General features: G+C 64.8%; 14 protein-coding genes. 7 read left to right on the top strand and 7 right to left on the bottom strand.

Going from position 1 to position 15,142, the window contains the following annotated elements:
• The 5 genes from VFP86_02125 to VFP86_02145 form a co-directional block, all read right to left on the bottom strand.
• On the bottom strand, positions 1-1,254 hold a 1,254-nt coding region (locus VFP86_02125), incomplete at its 3' end, for a TolC family protein (protein HET8998421.1).
• A 4-nt stretch (positions 1,255-1,258) separates the two neighbouring features.
• The gene (locus VFP86_02130; protein HET8998422.1) at positions 1,259-4,495 is read right to left on the bottom strand and encodes an efflux RND transporter permease subunit; all 3,237 of its coding nucleotides are present in this window, start codon (positions 4,493-4,495) and stop codon (positions 1,259-1,261) included.
• Positions 4,489-5,892 carry an efflux RND transporter periplasmic adaptor subunit gene (locus tag VFP86_02135; protein HET8998423.1) on the bottom strand — a complete coding sequence of 468 codons (1,404 nt, stop codon included), beginning with the start codon at positions 5,890-5,892 and terminating at the stop codon, positions 4,489-4,491. Before VFP86_02135 ends, VFP86_02130 begins: the two co-directional genes overlap by 7 nt.
• 142 nt (positions 5,893-6,034) lie before the next feature.
• A complete protein-coding gene (locus tag VFP86_02140) occupies positions 6,035-6,241 on the bottom strand; it encodes a hypothetical protein (GenBank protein ID HET8998424.1) in 207 nt (68 codons plus the stop codon).
• A gap of 41 nt (positions 6,242-6,282) precedes the next feature.
• A complete protein-coding gene (locus VFP86_02145) occupies positions 6,283-7,665 on the bottom strand; it encodes a DHA2 family efflux MFS transporter permease subunit (protein ID HET8998425.1) in 1,383 nt (460 codons plus the stop codon).
• A gap of 480 nt (positions 7,666-8,145) precedes the next feature.
• Between VFP86_02145 and VFP86_02150 the strand changes: the two genes are divergently transcribed.
• The gene (locus VFP86_02150; GenBank protein ID HET8998426.1) at positions 8,146-8,655 is read left to right on the top strand and encodes a MarR family transcriptional regulator; all 510 of its coding nucleotides are present in this window, start codon (positions 8,146-8,148) and stop codon (positions 8,653-8,655) included.
• Positions 8,656-8,726: 71 nt separating this feature from the next.
• Here the strand turns inward: VFP86_02150 and VFP86_02155 are convergent, their stop codons facing one another.
• Both VFP86_02155 and VFP86_02160 read right to left on the bottom strand, forming a co-directional pair.
• A complete protein-coding gene (locus tag VFP86_02155; GenBank protein ID HET8998427.1) occupies positions 8,727-9,479 on the bottom strand; it encodes a thioredoxin family protein in 753 nt (250 codons plus the stop codon).
• 48 nt (positions 9,480-9,527) lie between these two features.
• Entirely contained in the window at positions 9,528-9,956 is a 429-nt protein-coding gene (locus VFP86_02160; protein ID HET8998428.1) for a VOC family protein, read from the bottom strand.
• Between the two features lie 91 nt (positions 9,957-10,047).
• On the opposite strand from VFP86_02160, the gene VFP86_02165 reads away from it, so the two are divergent.
• The 6 genes from VFP86_02165 to VFP86_02190 all read left to right on the top strand — a co-directional run bounded on the left by VFP86_02165 (position 10,048) and on the right by VFP86_02190 (position 14,733).
• On the top strand, positions 10,048-10,902 hold the full coding sequence (locus tag VFP86_02165) for a helix-turn-helix domain-containing protein (GenBank protein HET8998429.1): 855 nt from the start codon (positions 10,048-10,050) through the stop codon (positions 10,900-10,902).
• A 122-nt stretch (positions 10,903-11,024) separates the two neighbouring features.
• Positions 11,025-11,390, top strand: coding sequence for a VOC family protein (locus tag VFP86_02170; GenBank protein HET8998430.1), 366 nt, complete (start codon positions 11,025-11,027; stop codon positions 11,388-11,390).
• Positions 11,391-11,661: 271 nt separating this feature from the next.
• Complete coding sequence (locus VFP86_02175) at positions 11,662-11,901, top strand: carboxymuconolactone decarboxylase family protein (protein ID HET8998431.1); 240 nt, start codon at positions 11,662-11,664, stop codon at positions 11,899-11,901.
• Positions 11,902-11,937: 36 nt separating this feature from the next.
• Complete coding sequence (locus VFP86_02180; GenBank protein HET8998432.1) at positions 11,938-12,204, top strand: hypothetical protein; 267 nt, start codon at positions 11,938-11,940, stop codon at positions 12,202-12,204.
• 108 nt (positions 12,205-12,312) lie between these two features.
• Complete coding sequence (locus tag VFP86_02185) at positions 12,313-13,296, top strand: alpha/beta hydrolase-fold protein (GenBank protein HET8998433.1); 984 nt, start codon at positions 12,313-12,315, stop codon at positions 13,294-13,296.
• Positions 13,297-13,425: 129 nt separating this feature from the next.
• Positions 13,426-14,733 (top strand): extracellular solute-binding protein, encoded by a 1,308-nt coding sequence (locus tag VFP86_02190; GenBank protein ID HET8998434.1) that lies wholly within the window; start codon positions 13,426-13,428, stop codon positions 14,731-14,733.
• Positions 14,734-15,142 lie beyond the last annotated feature (409 nt).

Consider the following 15,142-nt stretch of genomic DNA (forward strand, 5'->3'; position numbering starts at 1 on the left):
CACGGCCGAGCGCAGGCTCTCCGCCGCGTTCCCCAACGCCAGATACGCGTTCCGCACGTCGAGCTCCACCTGCTGGCGCACCTGGGCCTCCGTCACCTGCGCCGCCTGCAGCTGCGCGCGCGCCGCGTCGATCTTCGCCTGTGTCAGGCCCCCGTCCAGGATCGCCAGCGTCAACGCCACGGTCCCGGCGAAGTTGACGATATCCTTGTTGGTCGGGTCACTCGTCAGCACCTGGGGACCGGCGCTCACGGTGATGTTCGGCCTGAGCCCCGCGGCCGCCAGGTCGATCGCCGCCTGCGCCGCCCGCTCGCTCGCCAGCGCCTGCGCGATCTCCGGCCGGTTCTGCAGCGCCTGCTGAATCAGGGCCCCGACGTCCTGGGGGACGTCGGGCAGCGGGGGCGTGGGCACCCGCTCGAACGTGGTCGCAAGCGGCAGCACCAACGCCGCCGCGAGGTTCTGGTGGGCCGTGGACAATCCCGTGCGGGCGGTGGTCAGGGACTGTTGGGACGTGGCCAGCTGCACCTGCGCCTGTAGCAGGTTGAACTGGGGCGACGTCCCCACCTGCACCTGCGCCTGCGTCACCCGCACGTTCTCCTGCGACGCATCCACCGCCCGCTGCGCCGCGTCCACGTTGGCCTGCGACGCCTGCACCAGGGAGTACGCCTGCCGCACCGTGAACACCACCTGCTCCGCCGTCGCGGCGAACTGGGCCTGGGAGGCCACCAGGTTCGCCTGCGCGATCGCGATCTGGTCCTCCAGCGCGTTGCCCGTGTACAGCGGATACTTCAGGGCCAGCCCGAACACCCATGACGCCAGGGGACCCGGCTGCTGCCCCGCCGTCGTGAACGGCTGGTTCAGGATCCCCGCCCCGGGGATCGAGATCGTGCCCGACAGTGGGGTGCCGCTGCTGGACACCGAGTTTTGCGTGAAGCTCGCGTTGAGGCCCAGCGTCACCGCCTTTTGCGCCTCTGCCTGCCGCAGCGTCGCCCGCTGGATCGTCACCGCCAGCGCCGCCTGCTGCACCTGGTAGCTGTTCTGCAGCGCCGTTGTCACCGCGTCCGCCAGCGACAATGCCCGCGGCGGCGTCACCGGCACCGCCGGCACCGGCGGGATCACCAGCGGGGGCGGCGGCGCCGCCGGCGCGCCGGGGGCCGGCGCGGGCGTCCCCGGGGGCTGTTGCGCCCCCGCCGGAGCCAACTGCGGCCCGACGACCAGGATGAGTGCGACGATGAGCGCAAGCCATCGGTTAGCCATCCAACTATCTCCGCTCGCGCCCCGCTTCCGCGAGTGACGGCGACGGCGGCACGGGCTCGGCAAGCGCCGGCGCGGCCGCGTCGAGGCCTGAATCGTCCGAGCGATTGGGAGTCCGCTGGGGGCGACCACCGCCGGCCACGAGCACATACAAGACAGGGATGAAAAAGATCCCGAGGCTCGTGGCCACGGTCATCCCGCCGACGACGCCCGTGCCGAGCGAATGGCGGGCGTTCGCCCCGGCGCCCGTCGCGAAGACGAGCGGCAGCGCCCCGAAGATAAAGGCCAACGACGTCATGAGGATCGGTCGGAGCCGGAGCTCAGCCCCGGCGATCGCAGCTTCGATCACCGGCAGCCCCTCCTTTTCGTGCTTGTCCTTCGCAAACTCCACGATCAGGATCGCATTCTTCGCAGCGAGGCCAACCAGTGTAACCAGGCCGATCTGCACGTAGACGTCGTTCAGCACATCCCGAAGCAGCATGCCCCGCAGCATCACTGCGAGCAGCGATCCGAACGCCGCGACCGGCACGCCCAACAGCACGCTGAAGGGGATTCGCCAGCTCTCGTAGAGCGCGACCAGCAGTAGAAACACCAGCACGAGGGCGAGCGCAAAGATCAGCGCCTGCGCGCCGGCCGCCTCTTTCTCCTGGAGCGCCAATCCGGTCCACTCATACCCGTAGCCCGCCGGCAGCGCCGTCCGCGCCACCGCCTGCATCGCTTCGATCGCTTTGGAGGAGCTCGCGCCGAAGGGTGCCTGCCCATCGATCTCGGCGGCGTAGTATCCATTGTAGCGGGCGATGAACACCGGACCGGTCCCAGACGTCACGGTGGCGAGCGTGCTGAGCGGCACCATCCCGCCGGCCGCGTTCCGGACGTAAATCTGGCCGATGCTGTCTGGCGTCATCCGATATTCCGGCTCGGCCTGCACCATTACTTTGTAGACGCGGCCGAAGAGGTTCACGTTATTGATTTGGAGGCCCCCCAGAAAGGCGGAGAGGCCCTGGAAGATCCCGTCCACGTGGACACCGAGCATCCCCGCCTTGTCCCGGTTCACGTCGACGTTGAACTGCGGAACCGTGGTCCGGAACCCGGTGGAAAGGGCCGTAACCTCGGGGTGCCGGCCGGCGGCATCGATGACCGCTTGCGCGACCTTGCCCAGGGTGTCGGCCTGGCCGGTGCCGTTGCGGTCCTCTAGGATAAATTGAAAGCCGTTCACGGCCCCTACCCCGGGAAGCGGTGGCAGCGGGAACGCGAACGCGATCGCCTCCGGGTAGCCCGAGAGCTCGATGTTCGCCCGTCTCAGAATCGAGAAGAACTGCGTCTCCCTTGACCGACGCTGCTCCCACGGCTGTAGCTCCACGAACAAAGCGAACGTGTTCGAGTTCACGGACGATGTCAGCACGTCGTACCCGCCGGCCGTCGTCACCCCCCGCACTCCGGGAATTGTGAGGAGGAACTGCGTGGCCTTGCGGCCGACCGCCTGCGCCCGGTCCTGCGACGCCCCATCCGGCAGGCGAAAGGCGGCGACGAAGAACCCTTGATCCTCAAGCGGGACGAACGTCGAGGGGATCAGGCTCAGCAGCTTCGCTGCAAGCACTGCAATCACGGCGAGGGCGCCGAGCATCAGCCAGCGCGCCCGGAGGCAGCGCCGGAGCCCGCGGATGTAGGCCGCCGTCGCGCGAGAGAACCCGCGGTCGAAGCCGGCGAGCAGCCCGCCCACAAACCCTTGCCGCTCGCCCCGCGGACGCAGCAGCACGGCGCACAGCGCCGGGGTGAGCGTGAGCGCGACCAGCGCGGAGAGCAGAACCGACGTGGCGAGGGTCAGCGCGAACTGCCGGTAAAGCTGGCCGCTGATGCCACCGATGAAGGCCGTCGGAACGAACACGGCGGCCAGGACCAAGGCGATCGCGATCACCGGCCCCGACACCTGGCGCATCGCCTGTTCCGCGGCCGCCACCGGACCGAGGCCGTCTTCGATGTGACGCTCCACGGCCTCGACGACGACAATGGCATCGTCGACGACGAGGCCGATCGCCAGCACCAAAGCGAACATGGTCATGATATTGATCGTGAAGCCGAGCGCACCGAACACCGCGAAGGTCCCGATGAGGGACACGGGGATCGCGAGCATCGGGATCAGCGTGGCCCGCGCCTTGCCGAGGAATACGAACACCACGAGCAGCACAAGGAGGAACGCCAGGCCGAGTGCGCGGTTCACATCAGTAAGCGCAGCGCTGATGAACAGCGTGCTGTCGTACACGATGTCGTAGGTCAGGCCGGGGGGGAAAGTTTTGACGAGGCCGTCGAGGGTCGCCCGGACCCCTTGCGATGCGTTGAGCGCGTTGGACCCTGGGCTCTGGAACAGGAGGATGATGGCGGCGGGATGGTTGTTCTGGCCGCCGTACGTGCCGTACTCCTGGGCGCCCAGCTCCGTTTGAGCCACGTCCTGCAGCCGCACGACGTTGCCGTCCGGCAGCGTCCGCACCACGATCTTGTTGAATTCGCTCGGGTCGGAGAGCTGGCCGTTCGCGTTGACCGTGTACTGGAACTGCGTGCTCGAGCTCTTGGGCGGCTGGCCAAGCGTCCCGACGGGCGAGACGATGTTCTGGGACTGGATCGCCGAGACGATGTCGCCCGCGGTGAGGCCGAGCGCAGCCAGGGTGTTCGTGCGGAGCCACGCGCGGATCGCATAGCTCTGCTGCGGGAAGATCCGGTTGTCGCCGACCCCCGACACGCGCAGCAGCGGGTCGATCACATGGATCAGTCCATAATTGGTGAGGAATGTGGAGTCGTAGCTGTCCTGCGGGGAGTAGAGCGCAACGACCATGAATGGGACAAGGACTGATGCTTTTCTTACCGTGATCCCAAAGGTGTTGACGGCCCCCGGGAGGTTCCCCGCGGCCTGGCTGACGCGGTTCTGCACGGCCACGGCATCGATGTCCGGATTGGTTCCCAGCCGGAAGGTAACGGTCAGGACGTACTGGCCGCTCGACGTGCTCTGCGACTGCATGTACAGCGCGTCCGGAACGCCGTTCACGGCCTCCTCGATCGGCACGGCGACGTTCTGGGCCACGACCTGTGCGCTCGCGCCGACGTAGGTGGTGGAGACGGTGACCGTCGGGGGGCTGATATTCGGGTACTGCTCTCGGGGCAAGATGCCGTACGACAGTGCGCCCACAAGGATGATCAAGAGCGAGATCGCGATCGCGAAATTCGGCCGGTGGATAAAGAACTGGCTCAGCACCGCGAGACCTCCCTGCGCACGTCCGTCCGGCCGGCCCCGCGGTCCCCGCCGGTGCCCGAGGGCGCCGATGCGCCGGACGGCAGCGGCGGGGCCGGCTGCACCGTCGGTCTGACCACGGCGCCGGGCCGCACCTTCTGCAGGCCTTCCACGATCACGCGTTCCCCGGTCTGGAGTCCTCGGAGAACGATGAAAAACGGCCCATAGACTCCGCCGTCGGTGATCGTGCGCACCGACACCGTGTTGTTCGTGCCGACTACGAACACCGTCTTTGCGCCCTGTACTTCCTGCACGGCCGCCTGAGGAACAAGAACGGTGTTCGGGCGGTCTTCGAGCTTCGCGCGGACCTGAGCGTACATCCCGGCCCGCAACAGGCGGTCGTTGTTGGGGAACAGCACCTGAACGATGATCGTGCCGGTTTGCGGATCCACCGCGCGATCCAGGGTGCGGAACGTGCCGAGGTGCTGATAGATGGTGTGATCCGTCATCACCAGCCGGAACGACGGCACGCTAAGGGGGCTCACGCCGGATCGCGCCGCCTCGCTCGCCGTCCTTTTCGTGAGGTCCAGAAACGTCGGCTCGCTGAACCGGAACTGCGCGAGGATCGGATCAACGGAGGACATCGTGGCGAGCTGCATGTTGACCGAGACCAGGTTGCCCTCGTCGACGTTGAGCAGGCCAACGATGCCGTCGATGGGCGCCCGAATCGTCGTGTACGTTAAGTTGAGCTGTGCCTGGGTCACGGCGGCCTGGGCCTGTTCGACCCCCGCGCGCGCCTGCTCGATCCCCACCTGCTGCGCGAGCGCCGTGTTCTGCACCACGGCCTCCTGCGCCGCCACATTGGCGGCGGCCGCCTGCTCCTGCGCCGCATCGTTGTCCAGCTGCTGCTGCGCCAGCGCCTGTTGCGCGACGAGATATTGGTCCCGCCTCGCCTGCTGCTGCGTGTTGACGTGGATCGCCTTGAGGGCTGCGAGCTGCGCCTGCGCCTGACGCAGCTGCACTTGCTGGAGCGCCTGTTTTAGATTGGCTTGGGCGGTGGCCAGCTGCGCGCGGGAGGATTGGAGGGCCGCGATGAACGGCCGCTGGTCGATGATGAAGAGCAGCTGCCCCCGCCGCACCTCTGAGCCTTGCTTGAAGAGCACTTGCTCGAGGGTGCCGGCAACCTGGGCGCGCAGGCCGACCGTCTGCACCGCCACCATCTGCGCCACCGCCTCGCTGTAGATGGGCACCGTCCTCGAGATCGCTTCTGTGACGACGGTCCGGGGCGGCGGCGGGGCCGCGACCGCCGGGTTTTGCCCCGGTGCTCGCGACGACGCGCAGCCGGCGAGGACACCCGACAGCGCCAGCAGGCCAAGCCAAGGTGCCCACCGCCGCATTGTGATCATGAGGTTGACTCGCATGAATCTCTCCTTTAGCCTCAACCCGTGCTCAGCTTAGGCATCAACGACATTGAAGCGGGGATCCGTATCGCCTCCGTCGCGTCTCGCCCGCTGCCCGCCGCCACCGATGAGGTGGACGGCCGGCAGCGGGCGGCGAGGCTACCTACCTGTCCGCGTGCTCTTGGTCGGCATGGAATTGCCCGACGGACGGGCCGTCGCCGACAACCGTGCCCACGTCGGTCGGTGCGGATTGGTCCACGACCAGCGTGGAGGAAACGCGCGCGTCCCAATTCCCTTCGTCGGCAAACGTCGCCGCCGTGGGGAAGAGCATGGCAACTCCGACCACCAGACCTGCGAGTATCCTAGGCATTGTCGCTCCTCCTTTCTGTTAGGGTGGCTCGTCAGCGTGTCTCAGGCCTTTGCCTTTGCGTACACGAACGCCACTGTCCGCCGGGCGGGCTGCCACATCCCGGCGATGGCTCCCAAAAGGGACAAGGCGGCGGAGACGCCGATCGCCGGGACGAACCCGGCGCTGAACGCCTGGGGGGAGCCGAAACTTCCGGTCCGAGAGAACACCGAAGCGAGCATCGCGATCCCGAATACCGCGCCGAGTAAGCGCAGCATGTTGAAGGTGCCGGACGCCTTGCCGATCTCGGTGGCAGCGACCGAGTTCAAGACGGCGTTCTGAGCGGCGGGGATGACCAACGAGCCACCGGTGCCGGCGACGATCAGCGGCGCGACGAGCGTGGTGTAGGCGAGGTCGGGCGCGGCGATCCGCCCAAGCCAAGCCATCCCGACGGCTTGCAGGAGGAGCCCGATAACGATAAGTGGCCGCTCGCCGATCCGGTTGACGAGGGCGCCGGCAATCGGTGCGACCACAAACAGACAGGCGGTCCAGGGGAGCAGTCGCAGGCCGGCGCCGAGCGGTCCGTGGCCCTGCGCGGTCTGCAGGAACTGCGACAGAAAGAACAAGGTGCCCTGGATCGACCCAAAGAGCAGGAAGCTCACCGCGTTGCCCGATGAGAAGGCGCGGGAGCGGAAGAGCCGCATCGGCATCATCGGCTCGCGGGCGCGCAACTCCCAAGCGACGAAGGCGACGGCCAGCAGCACCCCGGCCACCAACGCCGCAACGACCTCGAGGCTGCCCCAGCCGGCGTGGTTCCCGCGCATCAGCCCCCACACCATCCCGAGGGCAGCGCCCGACACGAGCGCGATGCCGGGGATGTCGAGAGCCGCGCCTGGTCCCATGCTCTCACGGATGCGACTCAGCACGAGCGGAATGGTGACCACGCCGATCGGGACGTTGAGCCAGAAGATCCACTGCCAGGCGATGCCCTGGGCGATGGCGCCGCCCACCACCGGACCGCTGACGAGGGCCAGCCCCGTCACGCTACTAAAAAACCCAAGAGCCTTCCCCCGCTCCTCCCGCGGGAACGCCACGCTCAGCAGCGCCATCGCGAGCGGCATCACCATCGCCGCGCCGGCTCCCTGCACGGCGCGCGCGGCGATCAACCAGCCGATGGTGGGCGCGAGCGCGCATGCCGCCGACGCCGCCGTGAACAACCCCAGGCCGGCGACGAACACGCGCCGCCGCCCAAAGCGGTCGCCCAGGGCCGCGCCCGTCAGCAGCAGCACCGCGAAGCTCAGGTTGTACGCGTTCACCGTCCACTGCAATGCCTCGATCGAGGCACCGAGGCCCAACCGGATCCTGGTCAACGCGGTCGCGACAACCAGCGCATCGAGCGCAGCCATGAACGAGGCGACGGAGGTCAGCGCTAGCACCCAGGCTTTCATCGCTCTTTCGCTTAGTCCGTCCACCATGCTCTCCGTTCCCCGCCACCGTGCGGCAGTGTCTCCGTCGGATTAGCCATTGCGAACAGGGCATCGAGTTGTTCGTTCACTGTCATGTCGAACGGGGAAAGGGGATTTCGACCCCGCACTACAAAATTTTTTTGCATGTCGCTCCATGTCCGAACGCCTCCACGGATACAGACCGCGAATCAGATCGAAACTCATCGGTCCAATCGGCGCTCCGGTGCTGCTGGTGTCAAGATGTTCGGACGGCACGGCGGCGGACATTTTTCCTGTTGCGGGGACCGTCTATCCCGCGGCGGTTATGGGCGGGGGCCCTCCGTCCAACCCCTATCGCCCCCGCCGCGCCCATGCCGCCTAGCGTGTATGGGCAGTGCCGCGACGTAGATTACAACATATGATAGTTAAGGTTGTCAACCTAAAATGTTGCCGACTGACGGCTTTCGGTGCTAGAATGCACGCATGGACCGATACCGTCGAGGAGCGCAGGATCGGCCGCGTCCCGCGGCTGCGCCTGAGCCGCAGAGGCTGCCCGCTGAGGCACGGCAAGCCGCGGAGGTGCTCTTCGACGTCCTGATGTCCCAGAAAACGGTGATGCAGGCGGTCGCGAAGGAGCTGGGCCTCACACTTCAGCAGCTGGCGGCGCTTCGATACCTCGTTCCCGAAGAGGGGATCCCGATGAGCGCGCTCTCGGATGCGCTTTCATGCGACGCGGCGAACATCACCGGCATCGTGGATAAGCTGGAAGCGCGAGGCCTGGTGAAGCGCGCGCCGTCTCAGGATCGTCGGGTCAAGCTCCTGAAGATGACCCCGCCGGGTGCGCGTTTACATGCGAAAATGATGGCCCGGTTGCACGAGGCCACGCCATGGATCACCGTGCTGAGTCGGGAGGACCAACGGTTGCTTCGTGACATCCTCCGAAGGGGACTGGCCGGCAGCCGCAGCCAACCCACACGAACGAGCAGCGCGTAACGTACGGCTGATGCGCACCGCACTGACCCCGCCCACGCCGGCGGGTCCGCGGATTCGGGCGACCTGAGTGGTCACGATTTCTTGACATATTCGTCGTGGCGGCGTACCCAGGCCTGAGGGTGAGGTGTCTGACCAGCCTCATCGCGACCTTTGGGAACCAGGTCGAGGTAGTGATACGTGAGCATCAACATATCGAGGCCGCGCCCGTAGGTCGAATACGTGTGGAATACTTCGCCGCTTGGGTCCTTGTAGAACACGCTGGCCCCGGGCATTTCCGTATCCCAGAGTTTTTGCATGGTGTAGTTGTAATGGGCCTCCCCTTTCGCCACCTCCTCAGGCGTATATGACACATGGTAATCCCGGTTGAAGTCATTCGCCGATGACGAGACCCATTTGAAGCTCCACCCCATCCGCTTCTTGTAGGCCTCGAGCTTGCTGGAGGGCGCGCGCGACATGACGACGAACGCCACATCGCGCTGGTTCAGGTGGACGATCATGCCGTTGAAGTTGTCGGCGAAGTGGGAGCAGCTCGGGCACCCCGCCTCCCAGTCTGGGCCGAACATGAAATGGTAGACGATCAACTGGCTTTTTCCGGCAAACAGCTCCGAGAGGCTTTCCTGGCCGTTCGGCCCGTCGAATACGTATTCCCTGTCGACGCGCTCCCACGGCAGATCCCGCCGCTGCTGGCTCAACTGATCCCGCAATCGCGTGAATGCCTTTTCCTTGGCCAAGAACTGTCGGCGGGCCTCGATCCAGTCATCATGCGAGACAACGTTGCGGTTCTCCAGTATGTTTTTCATTGACGCCCTCCTTTGCCCGGTCACTCCGGCACTTCACCCATACGACGAACACCGGGCGACAAAATCGACATGTCACACGAGCTTCGTACCCTGGGGTGGCTTCGGCTCGGCCACGTGTTGATGGAACCAGATCTGGTATCCGTACGGGTCCGTAATCGTGAAGGTACGATCGCCCCACCATTGCGTCGTCAGGGGACTCGTGATCGTGAGGCCGCGCTGCTTGAGCTGGTCATGATAGGCATTCACGTCTTCCACCTCGAGGTACAGCTCCACAGGGCGCTTGCCGGCTGACGGCCGCGTGCCGTCCATCCGCTCCCGTGCGCGCGTGAACATGATGCTCGCCCCTCCAAGCTCAAACACAATGAAATCGTACTGTCCGTCCTTCCCGACGACACCCATCATGCGTCTGAAGCCAAGCTTTTCCGTGTAGAATCCAAGAAGCTCATCGACCGAGTCGACCGCGATGATCGGCATAACCGTCTTGGCAGTTGCCTTGCCCATCTCTTAGCCTCCTTATTCGTAATGTGTCTACGGCCAAATCGTAATCTCGAGGGGGATTGCATTTCAACTACTTTTTGTAGTAGAAATCTAGATGATGCGATTGCCGGAGCTGGAGATTCTGGCGGAGATCAGCCTCTCACGCGACGAGCGCAGCGCCCTTGTCGCGCTGATGAGTCTCGGGGTCTCGGACGCGGCCACTCTCTGCCGAGAAGGGGACATTCCGTCCTCGAAGATCTACCGGGCGATGGAGAAACTGGCTGAACTCGGCCTCGTGCAGAGGCAGCCGACCCGACCGAAGCAGTACGCCGCGTTGCCCGCCGATACGGTCGTCGATCGCATGGTGGACATCGCCCGGGAGCGGGCCGAGCGGTTTGCCCGGGGCACCCAGGAGCTCCGGCGGATGCTGGCGGCCCTACCCGAAAGGCTGCGTGGTCGACAAACCTTCGTCGACTTGGCGCTCGGCATGGAAAGTCACGTGCGGCGGCATCTCGTGCACTTGGCGACGGCGACCACGCGGATCCTCTCCTACATGGAACGCGGTGATCTCGCCGCGATCGACAAGGCCGTCACGTCGGGGTTCCCCCTCCTGCGGCGTATCGCTCGAAACGCGGGGGAACGCAAGATTGCACACCGTGTCGTCTTCGGATTCTCCTATCAGACCGCCCCGCTCCTCGTCGAGTTCCTTCGACGCCATAGGGCCGAGATTCGACACATCACCGGAGTTCGCTATTCCGGAGAGCTCGGCCATCCGTTTCATGTCGTCGACGAGGAGACCGTTGTGTTACCCCTCGACCATCCCTTTGTTCCCGAAGGTCGGTTCGCGTCGCTGCTGGTGCGCGACCGCGATCTGGCCGGCAGCCTGACAGACGGATTCGAAAAGCTTTGGCGCAAGGCCATGCGGGATTTGAGCGAGATCGACTTCCAGCCTGTCCCCCGTCCCAACTAGGAGCCGAGACAGGCCCAACATCTGCTCACTATCGAAGGTACGCGGGCATAGGCTAGCCTCGGTTGCGCGGCGCCCACCGAGGGCGACGTTTAGCGGCGATCCGGCGCGGGGGAGGGACAACGATGGCCTCTGTCAGGTACATGGTCGACGATGTCGATGCAGCAGTGGCCTTCTATACGCAGCACCTGGGCTTTGCCCTAAAGCAGCAGTTCGGACCCAACATGGCGATCCTCTCGCGTGATGACCTCGCATTGTGGCTGGCAGGTCCGAGCGCGTCGGCCGCCAGACCGATGCCGGACGGTCGTCGCCCCGAACCCGGGGGGTGGAACCGGTTCGTCATGTTGGTCGATGATTTGCCGTCGGTGGTCGCGCGCCTGCGGCAACAGGGCATCACATTCAGGAATGAGATCGTCAGAGGACCCGGGGGCCAGCAGATCCTCTGCGAGGATCCGTCAGGGAATGTCATTGAACTGTTCCAGCCATTGTAGCGCGCGTCCGCGGTACCCGTCTGTTCGTCCGCGTCCGGCTCGAAGTCGCGGCCGTCGACGCGGATCGTCGGCGAGCTAGCAAGCGCTGTTACCGGTCACCACCACCCGCCGAAGCGCTGCCTTGCGGTAACCGCAGATCAAAATGGGGATGCGGGAGTACCCTCTGCCAGGGGAATCTCGTGCCTCTTCGACTTAGACGTTCATTTTCGCATCAATCGCAGGTGGAAATTCCGGCTGTGACTAAAGAAATCAACGAGAGGGGGGTCTTGAGATGCACATCTCCTTGGTGGAGAAAGATGAGGCACCAGACGTTGTGCGGAGGATCTATGAGGGCATTGAGAAACGCCTTGGCACGGTGTCCAACTTCTTCAAAGTATTGGCCCACATGCCTGACGTGCTTCGCGCTTTTAATCAGCTGGACGGCGCGATTTGGGCGGACGGCGCGCTGTCGCCCAAGTTGAAGGACCTCGCGTATCTGCGGACCTCCATCGTCAACGGATGCGAGTATTGAACACGGTCCCACACCGCTTCGGGGAAGCGGCGCGGGTTGACAGACGATCAGATCGCCGCATTGAAGGAGCCGGGCGGGAAACGCCGACAGGACGTCTTCAGCACCGAGGAGCGGGCCATTTTGCGGTTTACCGACCTGCTGACAAGCTATCCTGGGAATGTCGACCAGAGCGACCTCGACGCACTGGGCGCACTCTTTACAGAAGCCCAGATCATCGAACTGGCGATGACCGTCGCCACCGCCAACTGGACCAATCGCATTAATGATGGGCTCCAGACGCCCGTCCCCATGACGCGGCGTTAGAAGTTTGCCTACGCATGTAGACTGCACCGTCCGGCTGGAGTGCGGAGCGGGACGTGAGGTTGTGTTTTGACGCTCCAACCGATGGTCTCTTAACGGAAGGAGGCAAGCATGGCGGTCGAAGTTACACAGATCGATAGCCAGCACCTGGCCGGGAATCTGGTCGGCGATCCCAGCCGGCGAGACATCGTCGTTTATCTCCCCCCGGGGTACGGTGCGTCGCGCCGCCGCTACCCGGTGGCCTATCTTCTTCACGGCTTCGGCCGGCGCGCGACCAGCTGGATCGCCGGCCCGCTCGTAGAGCGCGGCAGCTTTCGGCCGTCCATCGAGGACGTGATTGGCGAGGCGATCACAAAGCGCGGAGCGGCCGAGATGATCGTGGCGATGCCGGATGGTTGGAGCCGGTGGGGATGCAGCCAGTGGGTGGACTCTCCAGTAAACGGAAACTTCGAGCGTTACGTTACCGAGGATGTCGTGGCGTATGTGGATCGCCGCTATCGAACGATACCGGAACGCGACAGTCGCGGCGTCTTCGGTATCTCGTCCGGAGGGCTCGGTGCGTGGCACCTCGGCTCCCGCAATCCCGGCGTTTTCGGCGCGATGCTTCTGCTCTCCGCCGATTCGTATTTTGACTTCACGCACAAACCTTGGTTGTACCGCTTCTACAACGCGGTGTATCCCGAGGCGCCGAACGGGCCGATCAACGGGAACCTCGATTCGTGGTTCGCCTACGGGCTGGCCTCGTGCTATTCGCCGAATGTCACCAAGCCACCGTTCTTCGTCGACCTGCCAATTGAGTTCCCGAGCGGGCAGATCATCCAAGGGTTGTGGGATCGCTGGCTCAGCTACGATCCCGTCGTCTCGTGGCGGTCTCGAACCGAAGAACTGCGCCGGCTGCGCGGCATTCGTCTGGACGTCGGCTATCGCGATGAGTATGATCTCCACTACGGTCACCGTATCCTGAGCGGGGCGATGGCCGCGGCCGGCATTGCGCACGAGGCCGTCGAGCACAACGGGACACATGGGAGCCGCCTGTTCGAGCGCATCCAACTGTCTCTTGAATGGTTTTCGCGGGCGCTACGTATCGACGGGTAGCGAGAGCCGAGGCTCGCGCCTCAGCCCAAAGGCGCAGGCGTTTGTGCGTGGAGGGGCGTGAAGGGGTGAAACAGGCTGGGAACGTAGACAATATGGAACCAGTTCAGGACGGCTAAGGAGGGAGACGCGATGGCATCTCGTGTGAACCGCCGCACAGCCCTGAAGGTGATCGGTGGTGTCGCCGGGGCGGTCGCCGCCACGAGGGTCTTCGGCGTTCCAGCGGTCATCGGCAAGGACCTGGAACTGGTGCATTGGAACCGGCTCACCGCGTCCGACGGCGAGGTCTGGAAGCAGATGATCGACAACTTCAACGCGGCGCACAAAGACAAGGGCCTCCAGATCCGGATGGAAGTCGTGCCGCCCGACCAGATCGGCACGAAGGTGCTGTCATCGGCTGCCACGGGGAACGCCCCGGACTTTGGGTGGGGCACCGCCGGCCTCAAGGCCGACTGGGTCAAGAAGGGCGTGGTCCTGCCCCTTGACGATCTGTTCAAAAAGGCCGGGTTCAACCTGGGCGACTTCACCGAGCAGTCCCTCGCCGCATCACGATACGGCGGGAAACTGTGCATGATTCCGATGGACGCGATGAGCCTGCAGGTGCTCCTGAACGTTGACCACGCCAAGGCGGCCGGGCTCGATCCAACGAAGCCGCCGCAGACGGGGGACGAACTGATCGCGTGGGCCGACAAGATGACCCAGCGCCAGGGCGACAAGGTCACGCGCTCCGGCTTCATGATGACCGGCTCCGGGGTTCAGACGACCGTGACGTGGGGAATCGTGGCGCATCAGATGGGGTTCCGGCGTGCGGGCGCGGATCTGAAGCATGCCGCGGTGAACCCGGAGGCGGGCGAGCGGGCGGCGCAGTGGGTACTCGACCTGTACGACAAGCACAAGGTCTCGACGCGCGACGTGACTGACCGCTACAAAGCGTTTGGCACCGGCCAAGGCTCGATGTTCCTGACTGGACCCTGGACCCTCAACGGCTACGTCCAAGGCGGCCTCAACTTCATCTCCTTCCCAATGCCGCAGGTCGGCACGGACCGCTCGACCTATTTCGAGCTCGGCGGGATGGAGATGTATGTGCAGAAGGACAAGACTCGGATGGACGCCACAATCCAGGCGTTGAAGTGGCTGTCGGACAACAGTTTCCTCTGGACGACTAAGGGGCGGGGCGCGGCGGTGCGGAAGTCGATTCTCGCCCGCTCGGACTACAAGACTGGCGGCTATGACTGGAAGGTACGCGGCGCGTTCATCGACGGGATGCCCAACGCGGTGATCGGCGAGATCCCGGTGAGCGCCGGCCCCGACTTCACGATATACACCGGTGACGGCTTCACTGCGAAGACGATGGACCCGGTGTGGGCCAAGCAGACGAGCGCGCACGCCGCGATCCAAGCGCTGGCCAAGCAGTGGCAAGCTGACCTGGACGCCGGATAAGCGACCCACGCCTGACACCGGTCACGTGGAAATGAAGGCTGAGCTCAACATCGTGCAGTCAGGTGCAGCGGGGTAGATGGCTGGGGAAGCAGGATTCCTCTCTCAGTCGACCCCACTTTCCCTGCGCGTCCTGCTCCCGCCAAGCGTTAGAACTGTTATAGCTCCGGCAAGGCAGCCTGCCCGATCAAGAGAACCCGTTGTCAGGTTGGTGCCACATGGCGACCTCCTCATTGCTTCCGATGTTAGCGCACCCATCGGCCGGAAAGCACCATAGAGAATCCAAGCCAATCATCACGGCTCACGGGTCCGGCTAGGGTCGCTCACCCACGCGGCCTGTATGAGGGCACCAGGATCCCCCCCCGTATCATGCGCGACAGCTCCAGCGTGCTCGTTGAGGAGATATTCGGTC

This window comes from bacterium, assembly GCA_035703895.1.
GTDB lineage: Bacteria > Sysuimicrobiota > Sysuimicrobiia > Sysuimicrobiales > Segetimicrobiaceae > Segetimicrobium.